Origin of the sequence: Paraburkholderia sp. BR10882, assembly GCF_040948855.1 — a bacterium.
GTDB classification, from domain to species: Bacteria; Pseudomonadota; Gammaproteobacteria; order Burkholderiales; family Burkholderiaceae; genus Paraburkholderia; species Paraburkholderia nodosa_A.
The window spans coordinates 146,902-172,954 of sequence record NZ_JBFPKP010000009.1 but is presented as its reverse complement, the minus strand read 5'-3'; the positions used below and the strand labels follow the sequence as shown (position 1 = coordinate 172,954).

The window sequence follows — 26,053 nt, the reverse complement described above, 5'->3', positions numbered from 1 at the left end:
CTCAGAGCGTTCGGGGCTTCACGAGCCTAGTGTGCGTCGCTGCGCGAACTCCGAAGATTTTCGCGCACGCGCCGCGCGACCAGCACGCTCAGGTAATCCATGATGCGCGCGCCGTCGCTGAATGCCGCCCAGGTTTCGGGTACAGGCTGTCGAATTCATTCGCCGGCAGGCGCGATCTCCAGGCGATAACCCACACCGTAAATCGAGCGGATCATGTCCTGCTCGGGCCGGATCGACTGGAGTTTGCGCCGCAGGTTCTTGACGTGCGAATCGATCGTGCGGTCGGCCACGACGCGGTGATCGTCGTATAGCGCACGCAGAAGAAAGTCGCGCGCGTAAATGCGGCCCGGGCCCGAATGCAGCAACGCGAGCAAACGAAATTCGATGGGTGTGAGGTGCAGATCCCGACCATCCAGGCGCGCGGCGTGTTGCGCGACATCGATCGAAAACGGCGAGGCCACGCTGCCTTCCGCTTCCTGGTGCGCCCGCGCAAGCAGTTCGGCCCGGCGCAGGATCGCCTTGACGCGCGCGACGACTTCACGCGGACTGAACGGCTTGCACACGTAGTCGTCGGCACCCAGTTCGAGCCCGAGCAAACGGTCGATTTCGTCCACGCGCGCCGTGATGATCATCACGGGAATGGCGGAGAACGTGCGCAGTTCGCGGCACACGTCGAGGCCGCTGCGCCCGGGCAGCATCAGGTCGAGCAGCACCATCGACGGTTGGTGTTCGCGCACGTACGGCACGACCTCGCGGCCGTCCGCCAGGATCGTCGTGGCGAAATCCTCTTTCGCGAGATAGTCGGCGAGCAGGGCCGCGAGCTTCGGCTCGTCTTCGACGATGAGGATGGACGGCCGCATGGTCGGATCAATCATGATGCGTGTGCAGGCGAGGAAGTTGGACCAGGATCCGCAGCCCGCCGAGCGGCGAGCGCGATGCCTCGATCGTGCCGCCGTGTTGCTCCACGATGTGCTTGCACAATGCGAGCCCGAGACCCGCGCCGCCGCTTTGACGGCTGCGCGATGGATCGACGCGGAAAAACCGGTCGAACAGATGCGGCAGTAGCGGAGCAGGAACTGGCGGAAACGAATCTTGAACGTCGACATGGATGTCGTTGTCGTTCGACGTGACCGAGAGCCTCACGCGGCCGCCGGCGTTGGTGTAGCGCAGCGCGTTTTCCAGCAGGTTTTTCCACAGCTGCGTGAGGCGATAAGGATCGCCCGAGAGCGTGGCGTGAGCGTCGTCGGGATCGAATTCCAGCGTGATGTCCTTGGCGGCGAGGCGCTCGCGAAATACGTCGCATGCGGCCTCCACGATGGGTACGAGGTCGAGCGGCACTGTTTCGAACGAAAGCTGGCCGATGTCGGCCAGCGAAAGTTCATAGAGATCGTCGATCAACTGGCTGAGCATCGCTACTTCGGACTGCAGAGAAGTGATGGTCGCCGCGTCGGGCCGGCGCACGCCGTCCTCGATCGCCTCGAGTTCGCCGCGCAGCACCGAGAGGGGCGTACGCAACTCATGCGAAATGTCGGCGATAAAGTCGCGCCGGTCGCTTTCGGCTTTTTCGAGCGACGCCGCAAGCCGGTTGAAATCGCTCGCGAGCATCTGCAACTCATCGCTGCCTTTGGCCGGCACGCGCGTAGCGTAGTCGCCGCCCGCGAGGCGATGCGTGGCCGTGACGATCCGCTTGATTGGTGTGAGCAGCGTGCGCGCGAGGATGATCGACATGGCGGCGGAGAGCAACGCCGTAAAGCCCACGATGATCCACGTCGCCTGCAGCTGGCGGTCCTTGAAGCGCTGCTCCGCCTGATTGATGAGCGAGGTGGGTCCCCCCACCGCGATCCAGCCGACCGTTTGACCCTCGACGCGCAGCGGATGGCGCACGGCGTCGGGCGGCGGGGGCGGGCCCGCGCTCGTGACGAGTTTCATGTTCGCGTCGTAAAGCGTGTAAGGCGGGCGAAACGGCCGCGAGTGCCCGGTAGCGCCGGGGCCGAAGGGGCCACCGTTGCCGTCGTTGCCGTGGAAGCCGCCCGGCGCATCGGGCGGGCGGCCGTCGTCCGGCGGCGCGCCTGGCGGCGGCCCGCCGTCGAATGGAGGCCGGTCTGGCGCGGTCTCACGAGCGAAATCCCAATTGCCATGCTGGGCGTATGAGGCTTCGAGTTCCTGCTGGAGCGCCGCCAGTTCGCTTGCACTTTGTTCCTGCAGAAAATCCACGAAACCGAATTCGAAACTCGTCCGGATCGCGACGCCCATGGCCACGGCGGCGAGCACGCAGGCCGAAAGAATCGCGAGGAAGAGCTTGGAGGTGACGCTGACTTTCATGACGGGTTCAGCAGGGAGCAATAAAGGCGAGTGCGAATTTATTCGGCACTATTTTCGCCCGAAGCGTACCGTAAGGTGTACGTGGCCCGTCCGAATCCACACTTTCTCCAGATTTCCCTTCTTTTTCCTGCACCGTTGTTCCGTATGATCCGCTGCAGATCGAAGCGCATCCCTGCGTTCGTGCGCGGGATCGGAATGGAAGACGCGCATCTCAGAGGAAGGGACAGGTCGATGGACATTCACGTGCTGCTTGTCGAGCCCGATCAGGCGTATCGGGACGACCTGCGTACTTATTTGCAGCGTCAGCAGATCGCGGTGTCGGTGCTGTATGGTGTCGAGCGGCTGGAGCAGCGTCTCGCGCGAGAAACGCCCTCGCTCATCATTCTGCGGCACGATGCGCTCAAGATCGACGGCATTGCAGCGCTGCGCACGCTGCGTGAACGCGGATGGCTGACGCCCGCCATCATCGTGAGCCAGTCCGCCGACGTGGCCGACAAGGTGCTCGCCTTCGAATTCGGCGCCAACGACTACATGGTCGATCCGTTCGACCCGCGCGAACTGCTCGCACGCCTGCACCATGCATTGCGTTGCAAGATCGATTACCCCGCGTCGCCGCGCAGGGAGACGAAGTACGTCTTCGACGGATTCGAACTCGACGCCATCGATAATCAACTGTTCAGGGACGGCCTCAAGATTCCTGCCCCGCCGCTGGTGCTCGCCGTGCTCGCGGTGTTCGCTGCGAACCGCCTGCGGCCGCTTTCGCGCGAGCGCATCGTGAGCATGATCGATCGCAATTCGTCGCTTCACGCGCGCAGCGTCGACGTTGTCGTCTTTCGTCTGCGCAAGCTGCTTGGCCTGTCGCCTTGCGGCCGCCAATATATTCAAACGCGTTACAGGGATGGTTATGTTTTTTGCCCTGACGACGCGCTTGCCGATCTGGACCTCGCTGCCAGCGTAAGCGCGGCAGTCAATCCGCGCTGACATTGACCGCGACATCCACCTGATGCGCGCCCCCGCCGAGGATGACGCCGCGCAGGAGCGACACGTCGGTGTAATCGCGGCCGATGGCGAGCGTGACGTGGCCCTGGTCGGCGAGCACGTCATTGGTCGGATCGAGGTCGATCCAGCCGGCAGAGGGCGCAGACGGCACCGAAGGCACGTAGAGCGACACCCACGCATGCGAGGCGTCCGCGCCGATCATCGGTTGGGCGCCTTCAGGCGGGTCATTGCGCAGATAGCCGCTCACGTAGCGCACGGCTAGCCCGATCGAGCGCAAGCAGCCGATCATCACCTGGGCGAAATCCTGACACACGCCATGGCGCAGTTCGAAGGCGCGCGCGGCGGGCGTGTCGAACGACGTTGCCGAGGGGCGGTACGCGAAATCGGCGTGGATGCGATGCATCAGGTCGATCGCGCCGGCCAGAACCGGGGCGTCGGGCCCAAAACTCTCCAGCGCGTAGGCGCGCAATTCCGGCAGCAACGCGATATTCGGCGAGGCGAAACAAAATTCGGACTCCGCATGGAAGGCTTCCCCCGCCGTGTAACGCAGCATGTGCGCGACGTCTTCCCAGGCCGGCGTGCCGTCTGCGTCGAGCGTCGCGTAGCGCGGCGAGAGCAGCACGCTCGTTTCGCTCGTCATCTGCAGATAGTCGTGCGGCGCGTCGAACGAGAAGTAGAGCACCTCGTTGCCGAAGGCGTCGCGGCGGCTCGTCTGATACGACGGTGCGGGTTCGATACGCTCGCGGTGCGCGAGCACGCGCTGCCAGGGAAGGTCGAGCGGGCGGATGGTCGCGAGATGCTGGGCGGTCTCGACGAGCGTCGAATAGCGGTAGGTCGTGCGGTGCGTGACCGCGAGGCGGGTGCCGTTCATGACCAGACCTGCGCGGCGAGCGGCACGGCGTGGCTGAACCAGCGCGCGCTGATCTCGTTCGACATCGCGGCCATACGCTCGGCGAGACTGTCGCACAGTGCGGTGAGCGCGGGGTAGCGGCCGTCTTCGCCGGGCTCGCAGAGCGCCTCCAGCGTCGGCAGTGCCTCGATGGGCGCGAGCTGCGAGGCGAACGGCTCGCGCTTCGGGCCGCGCGCCGCCTGGGCGATTTCGTCGAGTCGCGCGCGCAGCCGCGCGTAGACGCCGTAGAGGCCGCGCGGATTGGTCGGGTCGGTCACGATCACGTCGAGCAGGGCCGGCACTTCGAGTCGCCCCGGATACAGCGAGCGATACGTGAGCGTGCTGTCGAACAGTTGCAGCAGCACGTCGAAGCCCGCGGGCGTGGCGAGCGTGCGTTCGTGCGCGGCGATGCGAAGCATGGTGGCCAACGCGGCCACGCGCTCGATATGGCGCCCCGCGAACAGCAGGCGCCAGGCTTCGTCGCGGGTCATGCGGTCGCCCTGGCAGCCGCTGATGGCGCTCAACTGTGTTGCGAGCGCATCGAGCGCGCCCATCAGCGCCATGCGGTCGTACGGCGTGGGACGCCGGAATTCGATCGCCGCTCCCTGACGCGCGGCCGCAGGCACGAGTGAAAGCGCCTGAAGCGCATCGCGGAAGTCGTTGCGCGAGGCAAGCACGGTACGCCAGTGATCGTTCGACAGCCGGCCGCGAATCTCACCGCACGCATACGCCTGGCTCGCGAGCGTGCGGCCGATGCCCGTTGCGCCGGCATTTTCGTGCAGATTGGCCACGAGTGAGCGCTCGAAGTCGTCGAGGCTGCGCCGGGCTTCGCTGACTGTGGCGGGCACGAGTCCGTTGGCGGCGGCCAGTTCGACGAAGGTGCCGAACAACTCTTCGGCGTCGCTGCCTTCGAGCGAGCCGAGAATCAGCCGGCACAGGCGCACGCCGTTTTCGGCGCGCTCGCCGTAACGCCCGGCCCAGAACAGGTTCTCCGCCGAACGGCTCGGCACGCGGCGGCGCTCGCGGCGCAACTCGCCGGGCTTGATGGGGCTCGGCAGGAGCGTGAAGGTCGATCCGGGCTGGCTCGACAGCACCCAGGTATCCACGCTGCTGCCGCCCATCTGCATCGACACGGATTCCTGATGTTCGGCCGCGAGGCGCGTGAAGCCGCCAGGCAGCACGCGCCAGCCGTATTCCTGATCGGCAATCGCGTAGACGCGCAGCCCGGCGGGCCGCGCGCCGAGCATGCCCGCGCCGGTCTCGTAGCGCGGCGTATAGCTGTAGCGCAGCGGCTGCTGGACCGTGAAGGCGTCGGGCAACTGCTCGATGCGCTCGCGCCAGTCGGCGAGCGTTTGCACGCCGGCGGCGAGTCCGGGCGGCGCGGACGACCCGTTCGCCGCGCCGGGCCACGTCGGCACGAGCAGCGCCTCGGGCACCTGCGCGAGCGCGTCGCGCCAGGCCGCGTCTTCGCCGCACCACCAGGTCGCGATGCCGGGCAGCGCAAGCTCCTCGCCGAGCAGCGCCCGGGCGATGCCGGGCATGAAGCCGTGCAGCGCGGGCGATTCGACGAAGCCCGCGCCGGGCACGTTCGAGACCATCACGTTGCCCGCGCGCATGACCTGTAGCAGTCCCGGTACGCCAATGGTCGAGTCGGCGCGAAGCTCGACCGGGTCGCAAAACGTATCGTCGAGGCGGCGCAGCACGGCGTGCACGCGCTCCAGCCCGTCCAGCGTCTTCAGGTACAGCATGTCGTCGCGCACCGTGAGGTCCTTGCCCTCGACGAGCGTGAGGCCGAGGTAGCGCGCGAGGAACACGTGCTCGAAGTAAGTCTCGCTGAACGGCCCCGGCGTGAGCAGCACGATATGCGCGGACGCGCCGCTCACGCTGCGCTCGTCGGCGCTCATGATCGCGCGTGCGGCCGCCGCGAGCGTGGCGATGAGCTGCGAATAGGACGGTGCGAGACGATGCACCCGCATGGTGCGAAACGGCTCGGCGAAGAGGCTCGAGACGATGAGCCGGTTTTCCAGCAGATAGCCGAGCCCCGAGGGCGCTTCCGTGCGGTGCGAGACGACGGTCCACTGACCTTCGGGCGAGCGCGCGAGGTCGAGCGCGACGATCTGCAAGTACTGGCGGTCGGCCGGCACGAAGCCTTTCACCGCACGCAGATAGCCCGGGTGGCCGAACACCAGCGCGGGCGGCAGCAGGCCGCGCGCGAGCAGCGTTTGCGGCCCGTAGATATCGGCGACGATCTCGTTGAGCAGGCGCGCGCGCTGCGCGGCGCCGCGCTCGATCTGCGCCCATTCGGCTTCGTCGATGATGAACGGCAGCACGTCGAGCGCCCACGGGCGCGGGCCGCCCGCGTCCGCATAGACGTTATAGGTGATGTCGTTCTCTCGCACCTGGCGCGCGACCGACGCCGCGGCGCCGTCGAAACCCGCCACGCCCGGCTTGCCGAGCTGCCCGAAGAACTGCCGCCACGGCTCGCGCAGCTCGCCTTGCGCCGTCTGCAGCTCGTCCCAGTGACCGGCGCGCACCGGCAGCGTGCGCAGCGGCGCGCCCGCCGGGTCGTCGCTGGCGGAGGAATCGAACGGCAGGGTGGATTGGGTCGGCAAGATCGTGGGTCGGGGCAGCGCGCCTCGCTCGCGAGGCACGCCTTCGGTTAGGGCGCTTGACGGGTTATCGGCCGCAATCAGCCGCAGCGTAGATCCAGTGTGAACGGAAACTCGAGGCTGCGCTCGGGGGGCGCCACTTCCACGGGCCCCGGCGTGTGGCCGGTCGTGAAGAAGCGCGCGCGCCGCCGGCTCTCGGCCTCGTAGGCGTTGACCGGAAACGTCTGATAACTGCGGCCGCCCGGATGCGCAACATGATACTGGCATCCGCCGATCGCGCGCGCACTCCAGGTGTCGACGATATCGATCGTGAGCGGCGCGTGCACGCCGATGGTCGGATGCAGCGACGCCGCCTGTTGCCACGCGCGAAACCGCACGCCCGCCACGCTCTCGCTTACGCGTCCGGTCGGCTGAAGCGGCAGCGCGTGGCCGTTCACGCTCACGACGTGGCGGCTCTCGTTGATGCCGAGCACCCGCACTTCGAGCCGCTCGACCGACGAATCGACATAGCGCACCGTCGTGCCGGCTCCGCCTTCTTCGCCCATCACGTGCCACGGTTCGAGCGCATGGCGCACCGAGAGCGCAATGCCGCTCGTCTGCAGCTCGCCGACCAGCGGGAAGCGGAATTCGAAGTGCGGCGCGAACCAGGCGGGATCGAGCGCGAATCCCGCTGCGGACGTTTCGGCGAGCACGTCGTCGAAATCCATCTGCACGAAGGTCGAGAGCATGAAGCGGTCGTGCAGCTCGGTGCCCCAGCGCGTGAGGCGCTGCGTGTATGGCGTCTTCCAGAAGCGCGCGACGAGCGCGCGCAGCAGCAGTTGCTGTGCGAGGCTCATGCGCGCGTGCGGCGGCATTTCGAAGCCGCGCAGCTCGAGCAGGCCGAGGCGGCCGGTCGGGCCGTCGGGCGAGTAGAGCTTGTCGATGCAGAACTCGGCGCGATGCGTGTTGCCGGTCACGTCGATGAGGATGTTGCGCAGCGTGCGGTCGATGAGCCAGGGCGGCACGCGCGGGCCATCGTCGAAGGGGCTCCCGAAGCCGCGCAGCAGATCGACCTGGCGCTGGATCTCGGCGAACGCGACTTCCAGTTCGTAGACCTGATCGTTGCGCGCTTCGTCCACGCGCGGCGCCTGGCTCGTCGGCCCGATGAAGAGGCCCGAAAACAGGTACGACAGCGAGGGATGGTTGTGCCAGTAGGCCACGAGGCTCGCAAGCAGGTCGGGGCGGCGCAGGAACGGGCTGTCGGCGGGCGTGGCGCCGCCGAGCACGAGGTGATTGCCGCCGCCGGTGCCGGTGTGCCGGCCGTCGAGCATGAACTTCTCGGTGGAAAGCAGCGTTTCGTGCGCGGCCTGATAAAGGAATTCGGTGCGCTCGACCAGTTCGTCCCAGTTCGACGACGGGTGGATGTTCACCTCGATCACGCCGGGGTCGGGCGTGACCTGGAGCATCTTCAGGCGCGCGTCGCGCGGCGGCGGATAGCCTTCGATCACGACGGGCAGCGCCAGCTCGGCGGCGGTGGTTTCGACGGCGGCCAGCAGATCGAGGTAATCGTCGAGTTCGGCGAGCGGCGGCATGAACACGTGAAGCTGGCCTTGCGCGCGGCCAAAGGAGGCGGCTTCGGCTTTTGGCCCGGCGGCGCGCGCGGGGTCGCGTGCTTCGACGCACAGCGCGGTGCGGTGGATCCAGGCGGCGGATTCGCCGCGCTCCGGATAGCGGTTTGTTTCAGGTCCGTTCGCGCTTCCCGTGCCCCCCACCTGACGCGATCGCGCGCTGGCATCGAAGCCTGTCTCGTACTGCATGCGAAGCTCGGCGGCACTGCGCAGCGGCGCCGGGGCGGCGAACGGATCGCGGGAATGCTGCCACGGGTAGTCGCCCTCTGCGACCCACGGCAGCGAATCGAGCGGCAGACGGTAGCCCATCGGCGAGTCGCCGGGGAGGAGGTACATGCGCGCGTCGCGGAAGAACCACGGGCCGCTCACCCAGCGCGGGCCCTGCAGGGCGGGTTGGGCCGCAGGCAGCTCGCCGCGCTCGCACGCGAGCGGCAGCACGTAGCCGGTGACGGTATCGAGGCCCGCGTCGAACACGCGGCGCAGCCGCATGCGTTCCAGCTCGTCGTCGAGGCGCGAGTCGAACGGATCGACGTTCACGGGCAGCCGGCGCTCGCGCCACAGGTAATACCAGGTGTCCTCGTAGCCGGGCTGCACATGTTGTGGATCGACCGCGAGCTTCGCCGCGAGGTGTTCGATGAAGCGCTGGGCGTCCTGGGCCGTGTGGTGGGTCGGCGAGCGCTCGTCGGCGAAGAGCGCGGGATCGCGCCAGCACGGTTCGCCGTCCGCGCGCCAGAAGAGCGAAAGCGCCCAGCGCGGCAACTGCTCGCCCGGATACCACTTGCCCTGGCCGATATGCAGAAAGCCCAGCGCGCCATAGTGCGCGCGCAGCTTGTCCATCAGCGCGATGGCGTAGCGGCGCTTGGTCGGGCCGAGCGCATCGGTGTTCCATTCGGGCGCGTCGCGGTCGGCCGCCGCCACGAAGGTCGGCTCGCCGCCCATCGTGAGGCGCACGTCCTGGCCGGCGAGCGCGGCGTCCACCTGGACACCCATGGCGTGCATGTCGGCCCATTGCGCTTCGGTGTAGGGCTTCGTCACACGCGGCGTTTCGAGCACGCGCGAGATCGACATCGAATGCGAAAACTCGACTTCGCATTCGTCGAGCGCGCCGGAGATCGGCGCCGCGCTGCCGGGCTCCGGCGTGCACGCCACCGGAATATGGCCTTCGCCCGCGAGCAGGCCCGAGGTCGGATCGAGCCCTATCCAGCCCGCGCCCGGCAGATAGACTTCGCACCAGGCGTGCAGGTCGGTGAAGTCGGCCTCGGCGCCGCGCGGGCCGTCGATCGCCTTGACGTCGGGCGTGAGTTGCAGCAGATAGCCCGACACGAAGCGCGCCGCGAGCCCGAGCTGACGCAGCGTCTGCACGAGCAGCCAGCCCGTGTCGCGGCAGGAGCCGGAGCCTTTCTCCAGCGTTTCCTCGGGCGTCTGCACACCCGGCTCCATGCGGATCAGATAGCCGATCTCGCGTTGCAGGCGCTGGTTCAGATCGACGAGGAAGTCGATGGTCACGCGCGGCGTGCGATCGATCGTCTCGACGAACGCGGCGAAGCGCGGCGTCGGCTCGCTGTGCGCGAGATACGGCGCCAGCTCCGCGGCCAGCTCGGGCGCGTACGTGAACGGAAAGCGCTCGGCGCTCGGTTCGAGAAAGAAGTCGAACGGGTTGTAGACCGCCATTTCCGCGACGAGATCGATCGTGACGCGGAATTCGCGTGTCGGCTCGGGAAACGCGAGCCGCGCCTGATAGTTGGCGAACGGGTCCTGCTGCCAGTTGACGAAATGACCGGCGGGTTCCACGCGCATCGAGTACGAAAGGATAGGCGTGCGGCAGTGCGGCGCGGGGCGCAGGCGCACCACGTGTGGCGCGAGGCGCACGAGCCGGTCATAGCGATACTGCGTGACATGGTTTAACGCGACACGGATGGACACACCCGACTCCTCGATCGACGTGAATGGAACGGCTGAAAAGGCGCACGGCGCAGCGCGCCTATGATGCGCATGGCGCGAGTGCAGGATGTGACAGCGGCGGCGCGGCGAGTGCGAGGCACGCGGCGTGCTGCGCGAGGCACAGCGGAACGCGCGGCCATCACGGGAATGCGGCAATGAAGACTTTTCACTGCGATCACTGCAATCAGCTGGTGTTTTTCGAAAACGAGCGCTGCGAGCGATGCGAGGCCCGCCTCGGCTATGTGCCGCAGACGGGGGAGATGCACGCGTTCGAGGATGCGGGCGGGGGGCGCTGGCGCAGTCTGAGTGCGCAGGCAAACGGTGCGCTCTTTCGTCAGTGCCACAACTACGCAGTCGAAAAGGTCTGCAACGGCATGATTTCGGCCGATTGCGACGACACGCTTTGCCGCGCCTGCCAGTTCACGCGCACGATTCCCGACCTCTCGCGGCCCGAGAACCGTCTTTACTGGTATCGGCTCGAGACGGCCAAGCGGCGCCTGCTCTACACGCTGGGGGCGCTCGGCCTGCCGCTCGTCACGCGCGCCGAAGACCCGGAACATGGCCTGCAATTCGAATTTCTCGAAGAGACGGGCGACGGCCAGCGCATCATGACGGGCCACGATCACGGGCTCATCACGATGAACATCGCCGAGGCCGACGACGCGCATCGCGAGCGCACGCGCATTTCGCTGCACGAGCCGTATCGCACCTTGCTGGGGCATTTTCGCCACGAGGTCGGCCACTACTATTTCGATCGTCTCATCGCGCAGGAGCCGACGGGGCGTTGGCTCGAACCGTTTCGCCGCCGCTTCGGCGACGAGCGCGCCGACTATGCCGCCGCGCTCGCCGCGCACTACGCCGACGGCCCCGCGCCCGACTGGGCCGAGCGCCACGTGAGCGCCTATGCGTCGGTGCATCCGTGGGAGGACTGGGCCGAGACGTGGGCGCATTACCTGCATATCGTCGATACGCTCGATACGGCCACGGCCTGCGGCCTCGCGCTGCTGCCCGAAAGCCCCGACGAGCCCACGCTGGTCGACCAGACGCCGGTGGACGAGGCGAGCTTCGACAGCCTGCTGGCGCGCTGGTTTCCGCTCACCTACGCGCTGAACAGCCTGAACCGCAGCCTCGGCATGCCCGACGGCTACCCGTTCGCGCTGGCTTCGCCCGTCATCGACAAATTGCGCTTCGTTCATCGCGTGATCTCGGCTTCGTCTTCGCGGTCGTGAACGTCCACGCGCCGCGCGAGTTCGTTGAGGCGCCGGCTCAGCGCTCCAGCACCCAGGTGTCCTTCGTGCCGCCGCCCTGCGAGGAATTGACCACGAGCGAGCCCTCGCGCAGCGCGACCCGCGTGAGCCCGCCCGGCACCATGCGCACTTCCTTGCCCGAGAGCACGAACGGCCGCAGGTCGATGTGGCGCGGCGCGACGCCCGTTTCGACCCACGTCGGGCAGGTGGAAAGCGAGAGCGTGGGCTGCGCGATGTACTTGTCCGGGTTTGCGACGAGCGCCGCGCGAAACGCCTCGATCTCGGCGCGCGTGGCAGCGGGACCGATCAGCATGCCGTAGCCGCCCGCGCCGTGCGTTTCCTTCACGACCAGTTCCGGCAGATGGTCGAGCACGTAGCGCAGGTCGTCGGCCTTGCGGCACATCCACGTGGGCACGTTCTTGAGCAGCGGCTCCTCGCCCAGATAGAAGCGCACCATGTCCGGCACGTAGGGGTAGATCGACTTGTCGTCGGCGACGCCCGTGCCCACCGCGTTGCACAGCGTCACGTTGCCCTTGCGGTAGACGTTCATGAGGCCCGCCGCGCCGAGCGCCGAATCGGACCGGAAAACGTGCGGATCGAGAAAGTCGTCGTCCACGCGCCGGTAGATCACGTCCACGCGCTGCGGGCCCTTCGTGGTGCGCATATAGAGGTGATCGTTCTCGACGAACAGGTCCTGGCCTTCCACGAGCTCGATGCCCATTTGCTGCGCGAGGAACGCGTGCTCGAAGTAGGCCGAGTTGTACATGCCGGGCGTGAGCAGCACGACCGTGGGATTGTCGGTGCCGGACGGCGCGGCGGCGCGCAGCGTGTCGAGCAGCAGGTCGGGGTAGTGCGCAACGGGCGCCACGCGATTGCGCACGAACAGATCGGGAAAGAGCCGCATCATCATCTTGCGGTTTTCCAGCATGTACGAGACGCCGGAGGGCACGCGCAGGTTGTCCTCGAGCACGTAGAACTCGCCCTCGCCGGCGCGCACGATGTCGATGCCCGCGATATGCGCATAGATGTCGTGCGCGACGTGCACGCCCTGCATCTCGGGGCGGTACTGCGCGTTGCGCAGGATCTGGTCGGCTGGCACGATGCCGCGCTTGACGATCTCCTGCTCGTGATAGATGTCGTGGATGAAGCGGTTGAGCGCGTTCACGCGCTGGTGCAGGCCGCGCTCGAGCGTGTTCCACTCCTGGCGCTGGAAGATGCGCGGGATCACGTCGAACGGAATCGTGCGCTCGGTGCCCGCACCCGTTATGTCCTTTTCGCCATAAACGGCGAAGGTGATGCCCACACGCCGGAAGATGGCATCGGCTTCGGCGCGCTTCTTGAGCATCTGCTGCTCGCTCTGCCTGCGCATCCAGGCGAAGAATTCGCGGTAGTGGGCGCGCGGCTCGCCGACCTGCGCAAACGCCGTGGCGGCAAGGCCGCGAACGTCGAAATCCCCGTACTCGAACATCTCGTTGAAGGCTGTTGGCTTCATGTGCGTTTTTTCCGTTCGCTGCTCTTTTGCGCGCGATTGTTCGTGTTTGTTCGTGCCGGGTTGCGTAGGGGCAATGCAACTTCCATGCCGAATCCCGCGGCACGACATGCTCGATGTTGGTGCGCGGCGACGCTCAGAACTCCATATCGAGTTCGTCGATGTCCTCCGTTTCCGACTGGGCCGCCGCGATCCATTCGGCGACGTACGGCTGCTTGAGCACGCGCATGCAGTAGTCGCCGATGTCGGGGTCGATCGGCACGTCATAGGTGAGCAGGCGCGTGACGACGGGCGCATACATCGCATCCGCCGCGCCGATCTCGCCGAAGAGCCAGGGGCCATCGTACTTCTGCAGGCATTCGCGCCAGATAGTCACGATGCGCGCGATGTCGTCCTGCGCACGCGACCAGACGCGAAAGTTCGGAAAGTGGCCGCGCAGGTTCATCGGCAGGGCGGAGCGCAGGGCGCTGAAGCCCGAATGCATTTCCCCGCACACCGAGCGGCAGTGCGCGCGCGCCGTGCGGTCCGCGGGCAACAGCTGCGCCTGCGGCTGGATCTCGTTGAGGTACTCGCAAATCGCGAGCGTGTCCCAGACCGTGATGCCGTCGTGGCGCAGGCAGGGAACGAGGATCGAAGGCGAGAGCAGCAGCAGTTCGGCGCGCGTGGCCGCGTCGTCGAGCGGCACCGTCACCGTGTCGAATTCGAGTCCGGCGAGTCTGGCAAGCAGCCAGCCGCGCATGGACCACGACGAATAGTTCCGGCTGCTGATCGTCAGGGTCGTATTCGTCTGACTCATCGAGTGCTCCTGAACGGTGAGGACATGGCGGCCAACAGTGCGACGCGCAGGAACCCGCATGCACCGAATGCGCGCATCGCACCTGCATGCACCGCTCGCGCCGATTCGACGCACTACATTGCAGCATGCAGGAAGGCGCAACCGCCGCTTTGTGCGAAGCGCCCGCGCGCCTGGCCGTGCAGGTGCAAGCACTGTGCCAATGAACGCTTCTGGCATACGTATTGCCTGCTTCGCTTCGCGTTCAAAACAATCGAGAGCTGCGCCCATGAACCTGCTCGCCTATCTTGCCTACCAGACGATCGCGGACTTGACGAGGTTCGGGCGCGCCGGCGCGTCGTTCTCGCGCGCGGCGCTCGCGGCGTGGCCTGCGCTCGCGTGCGGATTCGACGCGCGCTATCTCGACGCCTGGTGGGAGCAGATCGAGCTTGCCGGGCTCTCGCACGCGCGGCCGCCGTTCGAAATCGATGGGGTGGAGGTGGATGGCGTGCGCACGCCGGTGACGGAAGCCGTCGTCAAGCGCACGCCGTTCGCCTCGCTGCTGCACTTTCGCAAGGACGTCGCCACGCCACAGCCGCGCGTGCTGCTCGTCGCGCCGATGTCGGGGCACTTCGCGACGCTGCTGCGCGGGACCGTGCGCACCATGCTCGCCGACCACGACGTCTATATCACCGACTGGCACAACCCGCGCGACGTGCCCTTGTCGGCGGGGCGTTTCGGTTTTGACGAATACGTCGAGCACGTCATGTCCTTCATTCGGAGAGTCGGCCCCGATGCGCATCTGGTGGCGATCTGCCAGCCGACGGTCGCGGCGCTCGCGGCAGTATCGCTGATGGCCGCCGACAACGATCCCGCGCAGCCCGCGAGCATGACGCTGATGGCGGGACCGATCGATTGCCGCGTGAATCCCACCAAGGTCAACGAACTCGCCAACAGCAAGCCGATCAAGTGGTTCGAGCGCAATCTCATCAGCGCGGTGCCAGGCGGTTTTCCGGGCGCGCAGCGGCGTGTATATCCGGGCTTCGTGCAGCTCAGCGCGTTCATGTCGATGAACCTCCAGCGCCATCTCGCTTCGTTCGAGGAGATGCGCCACGAGCGGGCGAAGGGCGACCCCACGAGAGCGGATGCGCTCAACGTGTTCTATCGCGAGTATTTCGCCACGTCCGATCTCACGGCCGAGTTCTACCTGGAAACGGTCAGCTCGGTGTTTCAGGAATACGCCCTGCCGTTAGGCAAGCTCAAGGTGGGCGAGCGTCTCGTGGAACCGCACGCGATCCGCCGCACCGCGCTGCTCACGATCGAAGGCGAGAAGGACGATATCTGCGCGGTTGGCCAGACTGTGGCCGCCCATGACCTGTGCCGGGGGCTGCGCCCCTATATGAAGACGCATCATGTGCAGACGGGCGTGGGTCATTACGGCGTATTCAACGGCCGTCGCTGGGACACGCAGATCTATCCGCTGGTGCGTTCGACCATTCACGACCACGAGCCGCGCGCGCGGCGCGTCGCGGCGCCGGAGGCGATGAGCGACGATCGGGTGACCCTGCGCGCGCTGCTCGATGCCGACGCGCATGCGGCAACGGCAATCAGCCGCGCCGCCGCAACGTAGCCCAACCAGGTCGAGTGCCCTAGATTGCGGGGCTCGCCTGCCAGGGTGTCGGCGCGGGCACGGCGCAGGGCGCTTCCACATCAATCGACTTGAAGTCGGCGGGGCTCACGATTTCGAGGTACTCCATGTCGGGCGAGTAGTCGAAGAGGTAGTGGGCGATGCCCGGCGCCTGATGCACGCAGTCGCCCGCTTCGACGAGCGTTTCCTTGTCGCCGTACATGAAGCGCGCCCAGCCCTTGAGCATGATGACGATATGAAACTCTGCCTCATGCCGGTGCCAGCCCGTGCCCTGTTCCGGCGCAAGATTTGCCCGGACGAGTTGCGCAACCACCTTGCCATGCGTGGCCCTGGCGATGCCCAGGTCGCGATAGACAAAGAAGTCGCGCAGCCCGCCGCCCGTGAATGAAGTGTCCTGCGGCTTGACGTGCGAAAAGTCAGTAGCGAGTGCGGTTTGCATGGCAGGTCTCCGGAGCGCAGCGGTTGAAGGGGCAACGGGTTCGGCAAGCACGACGCGTTCCATCGTGAAGCCATTGGCGATAGCGTGCGCCAACGGCACGTGGAGCGTTATATCGATTCCGTTATCCATCACATAATGAATCGACATTTCGGCCTCGATTTTGACTGACCACTATTTGACCTTTCCATTCCCTGTTCCGGAGACCACATGGCAACAAGATTCGCTCGCACGTCAGTGCGCTCACTGCGTCTCGTGGCTGCGCTGTTCGCCACGCTCGGCGCCTGGGTCGCGTTCGGCCCCACTGCCGCCGCAGCGGCCCCGATGGGCGTCGCGTTCGTCTACCTCGGCAACCCCGGCGACGCAGGCTGGACCTACGCGCATGAACAGGGCGTGAAGGCGATCGAAGCGAAGTTCGGCGACAAGATCAAGGTCACGCGTGTGGAGAACGTGCCCGAATCGGCCGACTCGGAGCGCGTGTTTCGCGATCTCGCGAACAAGGGCAACAAGATTATCGTAGGCTCGAGTTTCGGCTTTCAGGACTTCGAACTGAAGACCGCAAAGGATTATCCCGACGTCGTCTTCGAGCATGCGACGGGGTACAAGAAGGCCGCGAACTTCGCGACCTATGACGTGCGCACGTACCAGAGCGCATATCTGGCCGGCCTCGTTGGCGGCTATACGACGAAGACGAATACGCTCGGCTTCGTCGCCTCGGTGCCGGTGCCCGAAGTAGTGCGCAACATCAACGCCTTCACGATGGGCGCGCGTTCGGTCAATCCGAATGCGAAGGTCAAGGTCATCTGGATCAATAGCTGGTTCGATCCGGGTAAGGAGAAACAGGCCGCCGAAACGTTGATCGGCCAGGGCGCGGACGTGCTGATCCAGAACACCGATTCGACGGCGACGATGCAGACGGCAGAGCAGAAGAAAGTGCACGCGTTCGGATGGGACTCCGACATGAAGAAGTTCGGGCCGAATGCCCAGTTGGGGGCTTGCGTGAGTTACTGGGGCGTCTATTACTCTCACCTGATCGACCAGGTGCAAGCCGGCACGTGGAGCAACACGCCGACGTGGTGGGGCCTCAAGGAAAAAGCCATCGACCTCGCCGACATCAACACCGCAACCGTCTCGCCTGCCGCGCAAAAGGCGCTTGCGCAAAAGCGCGACGACATCATCGCCGGCAAATTCGATCCGTTCGCCGGCCCGATCAAGGATCAGAGCGGTGCGATCAAGGTGGCAGCGGGCACGTCGCTGCCCGACGCCGAGTTGCTGCGGCTGAACTGGTTCGTGCAGGGCGTGGACGGCGCGTTGCCGAAATGAAATTGCCCGCAAGGAGGAGACAAGCTTTGAGCTTGACCATGTCCCCACAACAGAACGCTTCTGAATTCCCCGAGCAAGGGCTCGCGCCGACGCGCGAACAGATCGTCCGCCATTTGCGGCACGCAAGCGTAGTCGCGGAACGCGCGACGCAGTTGGGCCATCACCCGTTTGGCGCCATTCTCGTCGGACCCGATCAGGAATCGGTTCTCATCGAACAGGGCAATGTCGATACCGTCAATCATGCGGAAGCCGTGCTCGCGCGCGTCGCCGCGCTCAACTTCACGCCGCAGTACTTGTGGAGTTGCACGCTCTATACGACGGTCGAGCCGTGCTGCATGTGCGCGGGCACGGCCTATTGGGCGAACATCGGGCGCGTGGTGTTCGGCATGACGGAAAAGCGGTTGCTGCAGGCCACGGGCGACCACCCGGAGAATCCGACGATGAGCGTGTCGTCGCGCTATGTTTTCGATCATTGCCAGAAGCGCGTTGACCTGATCGGGCCCGTTGCCGAGGTCGAGGAAGAAGTGATGCAGGTGCAGCGCAGGTTTTGGGAACACGCTTGAGCCAGAATTTCTGGTCGTAATCACGCGAAATTGCTCTTTAAGTCACCTGACCTATCCTTAACCTACCGGCGTCCAATTGAACAGGAGAAACGCAAATGAAAGCTCGGCGCATCTTTGCAGCCCTGTTGGCTCTATCGCTAGTGCTGGCGCTGCCAGCCACCGCAAGTTACGCATGCGACGGTACGGGTTATAACCAGCCAGGCTCTGGAAAATGAAGCGGTTATGTAATTAGCCGCGTGACTGTGCTTGCCTGGGAAAACCGCCACCAAAAATCTTTTTTGCACCGCCGCATCGGGTATGCTCATCCCATCCATCTCATTGAATGAGAGAGAAAGAGGGGAGCGAAGACATGCGGCGCGTGGTGTTCAACCAGAAGGGTGGCGTAGGCAAGTCAACGATCGTTTGTAATCTCGCTGCGATCAGCGCGATTGAGGGTCGGCGTACGCTCGTCATCGACCTCGACGCGCAGTCAAATTCGAGCCAGTACCTGCTCGGCGCGGCTTGCGCCGACGCGAAGCCCAACGTCGCCGACTTCTTCGAAACCGCGCTGACCTTCAGCTTCCGGCCGGTCGAGGTCACGTCGTTCATTCATTCGTCACCCTTCGAGAATCTCGACGTGATGCCCGCGCATCCCGATCTCGACACGCTGCATGGGAAGCTCGAGTCGCGCTACAAGATCTACAAGCTGCGCGACGCGCTCAAAGAACTCGACATGTACGATGCGATCTACATCGACACGCCGCCTGCGCTGAACTTCTACACGCGCTCCGCGCTGATCGCGGTCGAGCGCTGCCTCATTCCATTCGACTGCGACGACTTCTCGCGCCGCGCACTCTATACGCTGCTCGAGAACGTGAAAGAAATTCAGCAGGACCACAATGCGGCGCTCACGGTCGAAGGCATCGTCATCAACCAGTTCCAGCCGCGCGCGAGCCTGCCGCAGAAACTCGTGGACGAACTCGTCGATGAAGGGTTGCCGGTGCTGTCGTCGCGGCTGTCTTCGTCGGTGAAGATTCGCGAATCGCATCAGCAGGCCAAGCCCGTCGTTCACCTCGATCCGGCGCACAAACTCACGCGCGAATTCGTCGCGCTCCATCAGGAATTGAGCGGGGCTTGAAAGGCAAGCGCGGACATCACCGGTTTACGCCCTCGGCGGAGTGTGCAAGTATCCCTCGCAGCGAGTCGCACCGAGACTCTTGCTCTCTTGCGAGGTTCAGAATGGACTGGAGGTTCTGGAAGGCAGAGAAGCGCCAGGAAGAGGCGCGCAACTGGCCCACCAATACGCATCAATCGATACGCCAACTCCTGAGCATGTACCAGGGCGTCGGCACGCCGCCGTTTGCGAACTGGGCCGCGCCCGGTATCGCATTCGCACCCGAAGTCGAAGCGATCGCCCAAAATGGGGTCAAGGGCTATCAGCTCGCTCTCTGGTTCTGGCTCTTTGCCGAGAAGCACGGCACCATCGCGGCGAGAATGGCGCGCGAAACGTTCTGCCTGCTCGCCGACGCGGCGCAGCCGTCGTCGGGAGACGCGATCGATGCGCTCCTCGATCAGGAAAACCGCCTCGCGCATGCCGTCGAGACGGTTTCCGCCGAGCAGCGCGCGTTCAGGCTCGAAGGCCTGAGCGTCGAATTGCCGATGGAATTCTTTCTGGCCACCGGCACGTTGAGGCTCAGGCCCGACTCGCCTTATGCCGGGGATGAGTCCGCCTCCCTGCAAGGCAACGACTACAAGCTGGCGGACTGCTTTCGCCACGCGACCGCTGAAGCGCTGTCCGTTTTCCGCCCGATGATCCAGGCGGTCGAATTCGACGCGAAAACGCTGCCCAACTGGAAATGGAGCGCCCGGCCGGGTGCGGCCGAGCGGCATCTGCAGCGGCGCTACAGCAATCCGCTCTTTCCGCTGCACCGGCAGATGGTGACGGCCCACGACGTGCACGAGGCGCGTCTCGCCGACAACCTGGCGCTGCAGGATATTCGCAACGAACTCAATGACGTGCGCCGCGCATTCTTCGAAAAGCCGGAACTGCCGTTGAACTGGCTCGCGTACCTCGAAAGCTACCGGGACGAGGTGGACAGGCTCGATGAGCGCCGCCTGGTCGCGGGTGGGCAGAACGCGGCGCTCGGCGAAGCGATCGCGGCGCTGCGTGCCGACGTTCTGGCGCCGTGGCGCGCCGAGATTCAGAAGAATCGCCACAGCCTCGCCACGCTCGAGCAGGACGAAGCGCGCAGGGCCGAACGGCGCTCACTGCTGTACGGCTGCGACTGGACCGCGCAATTGCTCAGTCACGGCTCGCTAATCCCGCCGGACGAAGTCGTTCCCGCTTTGCTGAGCGAATCTCCCGCGGAGTTGGAGAAGGCGGTGACCGGCCTGCAGTCGGATCCACGTCTGCACGAAACGTTGGCCCACTGCCGGGCCGTTGCGCATCGGCTCGTGAACGAGCTGCGCGCGGCAGGTCACAACTTTCCCGATATGACCGACAAGCTGCGCATTCTGGACGGCACGTTCGACGCTCCGCTGAGCGGCCAGCACGAACGGCCGCTCGACGGCGCGCCGGGAGAGGTGCCGGCCTGAGGCTAGATGCGGGCACCCGGTCGATTCGCTAACGTCAGGTTTTCAGCCGGTAGCCCGTCTTGAAGATCCACGCGGTGATCGCGAGGAACAGCGCGAGAAAGGCGGCTGTCATGCCGAGACTCACGCCGACGTCGACGTCCGCGAGCCCGTAGAAGCTCCAGCGGAAACCGCTGATGAGATAGACGATCGGGTTGAAGAGCGTGATCACCTTCCACGCCGTCGGCAGCATGTCGACCGAGTAGAAGGCGCCGCCGAGGAACGTGAGCGGCGTGATGACCAACAGTGGGACGATCTGCAGTTTCTCGAAGTTGTCCGCCCAGATGCCGATGATGAAACCGAGCAGGCTGAACGTGACCGCGGTGAGCAGCAGGAACAGCGCCATCCACACGGGATGCTGGATCTGGATCGGCACGAAGAGCGCCGCGGTCGCGAGGATGATGAGCCCGAGCACGACCGACTTGGTCGCCGCCGCGCCGACATAGCTGACCACGATTTCGAGGTAGGACACGGGCGCCGAGAGCAGCTCGTAGATCGTGCCCGTGAAGCGCGGGAAGTAGATGCCGAACGACGCGTTCGAGATGCTCTGCGAGAGCAGCGACAGCATGATCAGGCCCGGCACGATGAACGCGCCGTAGCTGACACCGTTCACTTCCTTGATGCGCGAACCGATGGCAGAGCCGAATACGATGAAGTAGAGCGAAGTCGAAATGACCGGCGCGACAATGCTCTGCATCAGCGTGCGCCGCGTGCGCGCCATTTCGAACCGGTAAATGGCGCGAATTGCGTAATGGTTCATCGGGAAGTTACCTGTCCTTTGCCGTCTTCTGCGACCGAATCTGGCGTGGGCCGTGAAGCGGCCGCCGGGTCCTTATGGACGAGACTCACGAAGATGTCCTCCAGTGAACTCTGGCTCGTTTTCAGGTCCGTGAATCCGATGCCGGCCTCGTTCAGGTTCTTGAGCAGCGTTGTGATGATGTCGTTGCGTTCGTTTTCGCTGTCGTAGGTGTAGGTGAGTTCGGCGCCGCCGTCGGCCAGCTCCAGTCCCCAGGCAGCGAGGCCGTCCGGAATCGCGCTCAGCGGGGCGTCGAGCTGCAGCGTCAGCTGTTTGCGGCCGAGCTTGCGCATGAGCACGTCCTTGCGCTCGACGAGCATGATCTTCCCAGCGTTGATCACGCCGATGCGGTCGGCCATCTCCTCCGCCTCGTCGATGTAGTGCGTCGTCAGGATGATCGTTACGCCATTCGCCTTGAGCCCGCGCACGAGTTCCCACATGTCGCGGCGCAGCTCGACGTCCACACCCGCCGTCGGCTCGTCCAGAAACAGCACTTGCGGCTCGTGCGCGAGCGCCTTCGCGATCAGCACGCGCCGCTTCATGCCGCCCGAGAGCGTCATGATCTTGTTGTTCCGCTTCTCCCACAGCGAGAGGTCGCGCAGCACGCGCTCGACATACGCGGGATTGGGCGGCTTGCCGAACAGGCCGCGGCTGAACGATACGGTGGCCCAGACCGTTTCGAACGCGTCGGTCGTCAACTCCTGCGGCACGAGGCCGATCAACGAGCGTGCGGCGCGGTAGTCGGCGAGGATATCGTGACCGGCCACGCGCACACTGCCTTCGCTCGCATTGACGATGCCGCAGACGATGCTGATCAGCGTCGTCTTGCCGGCGCCATTCGGCCCCAGCAGCGCGAAGATTTCGCCCCGTGCAATGTCGAGATTGATGTTCGTGAGCGCCCGGAGTCCCGATGCATAGACTTTCGAGAGATTCTCGATGGAGAGGATCGTTTGCATGTGCGTGACATTACCAGAAGCCGGTAAAAGACACCGCGCGGACCCACGCGGGACATCGGACATCGCCAGGGAAAACCCTCGCATGTCATTCCCATTCGTTGGGAATCGTATTTTTGATTTCCGGGAGTGACGTGGCATGCTGAGTGCATCACTTCAGCCTTCGTCATTCAGGTGAAACAGGAACCCGGTGTTACCGGCGCAGAGCGCCTGCTACTGGTGCTTTCGGCACTCGCGAGCCGCGGCAAGGCGATGTCCGCGAAGGACATGCTCGCGGCCACGGGGCTCGCGCAAAGCACACTCTACCGCCAGGTCGCGGTGCTCAAGCGCTGGGGCTTCGTGACCGAAGACGCCGGCTACTACGCGCCGGGCCCCATCAGTCTGCAGCTTGCGCTCGGCTTCGACGTCAATTCCCTGCTCGTCGAATCGAGCCGCGAAGGCATGCTGCAACTCGCGCGGACCTCGCAGGAGAGTGTCGGCCTCGTCGTCGCCGTGAACGACCAGGTGGTCTGCCTCGAAATGGTCGAAAGCACGCATTCGCTGCGCTGCTCGTTCGAGAAGGGGCGCGCAGTGCCGCTCAAGGCCGGGGCGTCGGCCAGGTCATTGCTCGCCTTCATGCACGAAAAGGCGCGCGGCGAGACGCTCGACCGTCTCTTCGCCGGCGACGCGCCGGGCCGCGCCGCCATGGAAGCGGAACTGGAGCAGATTCGCGCGCGCGGCTACGCGGTGAGCGAAAGCGAAGTCGACCCTGGCGTATGGGGCGTGAGTGCGCCTGTGTTCCGGCGCGTTGCACGCGGCGCGGGCGCCAACGCGTCGATCACCTTGATGGCGCCGTCGTCGCGCGTGGCGGGCCGCGAGCTGCAGCTCGCCGACTGGACCTTGCGCACCGCGCACACCATTTCCGCCCGTCTGCAAACCGATTGACCGCAACGAACGAAGCCAAAGAACGAAGCCCAAAACCGCAGCGTCCCGAGAAACCACACAGGAGTCCAACATGAAACTGCATAAACTGCTGTCCGCCACGTGCGTCGCCCTCGCCATGTTCGCGGCCGCCGCTCCCGGCACCGCGAGCGCGCAAGCGCAGAACGTCCTCCAGGTCGCGACCGATGCGACGTTCCCGCCGATGGAGTTCACGGAAAACGGTCAGCGCACCGGGTTCGACGTCGACCTGATGAACGCGCTCGCCAAGGCAATGGGCAAGCAGGTCCAGTGGACCGACATCGACTTCAAGGGGCTGATTCCGGGTCTGATCGCGCACCGCTTCGACGCCGCGATTTCCGGCATCTACATCACGCCCGAACGCAGCCAGGTGGTGGACTTCACGCAGCCGTATTTCGCGGGCGGCCTCGTCGCGCTCGTGAAGGCCGACTCGCCCATCAAGACGCTCGCCGATCTCGAGGGCAAGAAGGTCTCGGTTCAGGTCGGCACGAAGTCGGTGAACTTCCTGCGCGACAACTACCCGAAGGTCACGCGCGTCGAGGTCGAGAAGAACCAGGAAATGTTCGATCTGGTCGGCATTGGCCGCGCGGACGCCGCCGTGACGGGCAAGCCCGCCGCGTATCAGTTCGCCCGCACGCGCGCAGGATTTCGCGTGCTCGACACCGAGCTGACGAAGGAAGCCTATGGCATTGCCGTGCGCAAGGACGAACCGCAGCTGCGCGATGCGCTGAACGCTGCGCTGGCGAAGATCAAGGCGGACGGCACCTACGCCCAGATCGTGAACAAGTGGTTCGGCACGGGTTCGAAGTGAACCGGCGGATCTGATCCATGCAACTCGACTTCTCTCCGGCTATCGCCGGTTGGGCCGACATCGCACACGGCGCGCTGGTCACGGTGGAAGTGACCGCCGCGGCGCTCGTGCTCAGCTGCATGCTCGGCCTCCTGATCGGCATCGGCCGGCTCGCGCCGCAACGGCGGCTCGTGTACGGCTTCTGCACGGGCTACCTCGTCTTCTTTCGCGGTACGCCGCTGCTCGTGCAGCTGTTCCTGCTGTTCTTCGGACTGCCGCAATTCAATATCCTGCTGCCGGCGTTCGTCTGCGGCATGCTCGGGCTCGGGCTCTATTCGGCCGCGTATGTCTCGGAGATCGTGCGCGGCGCGATCCAGTCCGTCGATCGCGGGCAGATGGAAGCCGCACGGTCGATCGGCATGTCGTCGGCGCAGGCCATGCGCGCGATCATCCTGCCGCAGGCCGTGGTGCGCATGATTCCGCCGCTCGGCAACGAATTCATCGCGCTCATCAAGAATTCCGCGCTGGTCTCGCTGCTGACGATCGACGACCTGATGCATGAAGGCCAGAAGATCATCAGCGTTTCGTATCGCTCGCTGGAGGTGTATCTCGTGATCGCGCTCGTTTATCTCGTGCTGACACAGACGACCAACTATGCGCTGCATCGCGTCGAGCGCCGCCTGCGCGCGGGAGGGATGGTGCAATGAGCGCGCAACTGGATCCGATCGTCAGCATTCGCGGACTCAAGAAGTCGTTTGGTTCGCACCTCGTGCTCAACGGCATCGACTTCGATATTCAGCCGCAACAGGTCGTCGTGGTGATCGGCCCGAGCGGTTCGGGCAAGAGCACGTTTCTGCGCTGCTGTAATGGCCTCGAGCAGCCCGAGGGCGGCACCGTCGATATCTGCGGTCATCGACTCGTGGAAAACGGCGCGATGCTCAAGGACCGCGCGCTCAATGCGCTGCGTACCGAAGTCGGCATGGTGTTCCAGTCGTTCAATCTGTTTCCGCACCTCTCGGTGCTGCACAACATCACGGTTGGGCCGCGCATGTTGCGCGGGGCATCGAAGGCGCAGGCCGAATCCGCCGCGCTTGCGCTGCTCGAGAAAGTCGGGCTCGCGCATAAGGCGCATGTGATGCCGGCGAGCCTTTCGGGCGGCCAGAAGCAGCGTGTCGCCATTGCGCGGGCGCTTGCCATGCAGCCCCGCGTGATGTTGTTCGACGAGCCGACTTCCGCGCTCGACCCTGAGCTGGTTGGCGAGGTGCTGCAGGTCATGAAGCTGCTGGCTTCCGAGGGCATGACGATGGTGGTGGTCACGCACGAAATGGGCTTCGCGAAGGAAGTGGCCGACGTCGTGGTCGTGATGGACGGCGGCGAGATCGTCGAGGCGGGGCCGCCTTCGACGATCTTCACCGCGCCGGCACAGCCGCGCACGCGCAGTTTTCTGCAAGCGGTGTTGTCGCGCACATGAACCGGTCGTCCGCACCCGAAGGCTGCGCAGGTGCAAAGGTGACGCTGCTGCGCGGCGTCGAGCTTGTGCCCGCGCCCTGGAAAAACGGCGGCGGCGTGACGCGCGAAATCGCGACGGGTTGCGCAGCGGGCGCGCTGCCCGATGGGTTCGCTTGGCGCGCGAGTCTCGCGGATATCGCGCAAGCCGGGCCGTTTTCGTGCTTCGAGGGCATAGACCGCACGCTCGTGTTGATCGACGGTGCCGCCTTGCAGTTGAACGAGGCGCGCGCAGGAGAACAAGAGCCTCATGCCACGCATACGCTGGAACGCGCGCTGGATATCGCCCGCTTTGCAGGTGAAGCCGCAATCGATGCACGGATCGCCGCTGGCCCCGTGCTCGTGTTCAACCTGATGGTGCGCCGCGAGGCCGCGCGCGGCGCGCTCGAAGTGTGGCGCGAGGCAACGCGGCGCAGCGTGCATGCGCAGACCGTGTTGCTGCATGCCGTGCAACGTCAGGCCGAGGTGAGCGTGGCGGGCGAGGGCTTCATCGCGCTCGCGCCCGGCGACACGTTGCGCGTGGATGCGGAGCAAGCCGTGGAGCTCGAAACGTGCGGCGAAGGCGCGCTGCTGGTTGTCATACTCGATATCGCGCAAGCCTGATTTCATGAGCA

The 26,053-nt window shown here is 65.3% G+C and carries 23 protein-coding genes; 12 read left to right on the top strand and 11 right to left on the bottom strand.

What is annotated here, in order from left to right:
• Window positions 1-26 precede the first annotated feature (26 nt).
• Genes AB3X99_RS23300 through AB3X99_RS23290 form a run of 3 tightly spaced genes read right to left on the bottom strand, consistent with a single transcriptional unit; the run spans window position 27 to window position 2,322 of the window.
• Entirely contained in the window at window positions 27-155 is a 129-nt protein-coding gene (locus tag AB3X99_RS23300; RefSeq protein ID WP_368618361.1) for a DUF3562 domain-containing protein, read from the bottom strand.
• Window positions 156-875, bottom strand: coding sequence for a response regulator (locus tag AB3X99_RS23295; RefSeq protein WP_368618275.1), 720 nt, complete (start codon window positions 873-875; stop codon window positions 156-158). It abuts the gene before it with no gap.
• Window positions 868-2,322 (bottom strand): ATP-binding protein, encoded by a 1,455-nt coding sequence (locus tag AB3X99_RS23290; protein ID WP_368618274.1) that lies wholly within the window; start codon window positions 2,320-2,322, stop codon window positions 868-870. Before AB3X99_RS23290 ends, AB3X99_RS23295 begins: the two co-directional genes overlap by 8 nt.
• Before the next feature lie 231 nt (window positions 2,323-2,553).
• Here AB3X99_RS23290 and AB3X99_RS23285 point away from each other — a divergent pair, with 231 nt between their 5' ends.
• Window positions 2,554-3,303 (top strand): response regulator, encoded by a 750-nt coding sequence (locus tag AB3X99_RS23285; RefSeq protein ID WP_368618273.1) that lies wholly within the window; start codon window positions 2,554-2,556, stop codon window positions 3,301-3,303.
• On the opposite strand, the gene AB3X99_RS23280 is transcribed toward AB3X99_RS23285, so the two are convergent.
• The 3 genes from AB3X99_RS23280 to AB3X99_RS23270 all read right to left on the bottom strand — a co-directional run bounded on the left by AB3X99_RS23280 (window position 3,290) and on the right by AB3X99_RS23270 (window position 10,349).
• Entirely contained in the window at window positions 3,290-4,192 is a 903-nt protein-coding gene (locus AB3X99_RS23280; protein WP_368618272.1) for a transglutaminase N-terminal domain-containing protein, read from the bottom strand. The genes AB3X99_RS23285 and AB3X99_RS23280 overlap by 14 nt on opposite strands.
• Window positions 4,189-6,822, bottom strand: a complete 2,634-nt coding sequence (locus AB3X99_RS23275) for a circularly permuted type 2 ATP-grasp protein (RefSeq protein WP_368618271.1) — start codon at window positions 6,820-6,822, stop codon at window positions 4,189-4,191. The genes AB3X99_RS23280 and AB3X99_RS23275 overlap by 4 nt, the downstream gene beginning before the upstream one ends.
• A gap of 77 nt (window positions 6,823-6,899) precedes the next feature.
• On the bottom strand, window positions 6,900-10,349 hold the full coding sequence (locus AB3X99_RS23270; RefSeq protein WP_368618270.1) for a DUF2126 domain-containing protein: 3,450 nt from the start codon (window positions 10,347-10,349) through the stop codon (window positions 6,900-6,902).
• Window positions 10,350-10,522: 173 nt separating this feature from the next.
• Between AB3X99_RS23270 and AB3X99_RS23265 the strand changes: the two genes are divergently transcribed.
• Entirely contained in the window at window positions 10,523-11,596 is a 1,074-nt protein-coding gene (locus AB3X99_RS23265; RefSeq protein WP_368618269.1) for a putative zinc-binding metallopeptidase, read from the top strand.
• Between the two features lie 37 nt (window positions 11,597-11,633).
• Here AB3X99_RS23265 and AB3X99_RS23260 read toward each other — a convergent pair whose 3' ends face one another.
• Complete coding sequence (locus AB3X99_RS23260; protein WP_368618268.1) at window positions 11,634-13,106, bottom strand: circularly permuted type 2 ATP-grasp protein; 1,473 nt, start codon at window positions 13,104-13,106, stop codon at window positions 11,634-11,636.
• 133 nt (window positions 13,107-13,239) lie between these two features.
• Window positions 13,240-13,899: a glutathione S-transferase family protein gene (locus AB3X99_RS23255; RefSeq protein ID WP_368618267.1), complete on the bottom strand. Its 660-nt coding sequence runs from the start codon at window positions 13,897-13,899 to the stop codon at window positions 13,240-13,242.
• A 265-nt stretch (window positions 13,900-14,164) separates the two neighbouring features.
• Here AB3X99_RS23255 and AB3X99_RS23250 point away from each other — a divergent pair, with 265 nt between their 5' ends.
• The gene (locus AB3X99_RS23250; RefSeq protein WP_069263163.1) at window positions 14,165-15,505 is read left to right on the top strand and encodes a polyhydroxyalkanoate depolymerase; all 1,341 of its coding nucleotides are present in this window, start codon (window positions 14,165-14,167) and stop codon (window positions 15,503-15,505) included.
• A 19-nt stretch (window positions 15,506-15,524) separates the two neighbouring features.
• Here the strand turns inward: AB3X99_RS23250 and AB3X99_RS23245 are convergent, their stop codons facing one another.
• Entirely contained in the window at window positions 15,525-15,962 is a 438-nt protein-coding gene (locus AB3X99_RS23245; protein ID WP_368602692.1) for a cupin domain-containing protein, read from the bottom strand.
• Between the two features lie 207 nt (window positions 15,963-16,169).
• On the opposite strand from AB3X99_RS23245, the gene AB3X99_RS23240 reads away from it, so the two are divergent.
• From AB3X99_RS23240 to AB3X99_RS23225, 4 genes are all read left to right on the top strand, one after another.
• Window positions 16,170-17,282, top strand: a complete 1,113-nt coding sequence (locus AB3X99_RS23240; RefSeq protein ID WP_368618266.1) for a BMP family ABC transporter substrate-binding protein — start codon at window positions 16,170-16,172, stop codon at window positions 17,280-17,282.
• 38 nt (window positions 17,283-17,320) lie between these two features.
• A complete protein-coding gene (locus AB3X99_RS23235; RefSeq protein ID WP_368618265.1) occupies window positions 17,321-17,845 on the top strand; it encodes a nucleoside deaminase in 525 nt (174 codons plus the stop codon).
• A gap of 349 nt (window positions 17,846-18,194) precedes the next feature.
• On the top strand, window positions 18,195-18,962 hold the full coding sequence (locus AB3X99_RS23230) for a ParA family protein (RefSeq protein WP_069263168.1): 768 nt from the start codon (window positions 18,195-18,197) through the stop codon (window positions 18,960-18,962).
• Between the two features lie 101 nt (window positions 18,963-19,063).
• Window positions 19,064-20,419: a tryptophan leader peptide gene (locus AB3X99_RS23225; RefSeq protein WP_368618264.1), complete on the top strand. Its 1,356-nt coding sequence runs from the start codon at window positions 19,064-19,066 to the stop codon at window positions 20,417-20,419.
• Window positions 20,420-20,453: 34 nt separating this feature from the next.
• On the opposite strand, the gene AB3X99_RS23220 is transcribed toward AB3X99_RS23225, so the two are convergent.
• Window positions 20,454-21,215 carry an ABC transporter permease gene (locus tag AB3X99_RS23220; RefSeq protein ID WP_042270119.1) on the bottom strand — a complete coding sequence of 254 codons (762 nt, stop codon included), beginning with the start codon at window positions 21,213-21,215 and terminating at the stop codon, window positions 20,454-20,456.
• Window positions 21,212-22,207 (bottom strand): ABC transporter ATP-binding protein, encoded by a 996-nt coding sequence (locus AB3X99_RS23215; protein WP_368618263.1) that lies wholly within the window; start codon window positions 22,205-22,207, stop codon window positions 21,212-21,214. The genes AB3X99_RS23220 and AB3X99_RS23215 overlap by 4 nt, the downstream gene beginning before the upstream one ends.
• A gap of 171 nt (window positions 22,208-22,378) precedes the next feature.
• Between AB3X99_RS23215 and AB3X99_RS23210 the strand changes: the two genes are divergently transcribed.
• The 5 genes from AB3X99_RS23210 (at window position 22,379) to AB3X99_RS23190 (ending at window position 26,042) form a co-directional block, all read left to right on the top strand.
• On the top strand, window positions 22,379-23,128 hold the full coding sequence (locus AB3X99_RS23210; protein ID WP_368602688.1) for an IclR family transcriptional regulator: 750 nt from the start codon (window positions 22,379-22,381) through the stop codon (window positions 23,126-23,128).
• A gap of 70 nt (window positions 23,129-23,198) precedes the next feature.
• Complete coding sequence (locus AB3X99_RS23205) at window positions 23,199-23,954, top strand: transporter substrate-binding domain-containing protein (RefSeq protein WP_069263170.1); 756 nt, start codon at window positions 23,199-23,201, stop codon at window positions 23,952-23,954.
• A gap of 17 nt (window positions 23,955-23,971) precedes the next feature.
• Window positions 23,972-24,640 (top strand): amino acid ABC transporter permease, encoded by a 669-nt coding sequence (locus AB3X99_RS23200; RefSeq protein WP_069263172.1) that lies wholly within the window; start codon window positions 23,972-23,974, stop codon window positions 24,638-24,640.
• Window positions 24,637-25,404, top strand: a complete 768-nt coding sequence (locus AB3X99_RS23195; protein WP_368618262.1) for an amino acid ABC transporter ATP-binding protein — start codon at window positions 24,637-24,639, stop codon at window positions 25,402-25,404. The genes AB3X99_RS23200 and AB3X99_RS23195 overlap by 4 nt, the downstream gene beginning before the upstream one ends.
• Complete coding sequence (locus AB3X99_RS23190; protein WP_368618261.1) at window positions 25,401-26,042, top strand: HutD family protein; 642 nt, start codon at window positions 25,401-25,403, stop codon at window positions 26,040-26,042. Before AB3X99_RS23195 ends, AB3X99_RS23190 begins: the two co-directional genes overlap by 4 nt.
• Window positions 26,043-26,053: the final 11 nt, after the last annotated feature.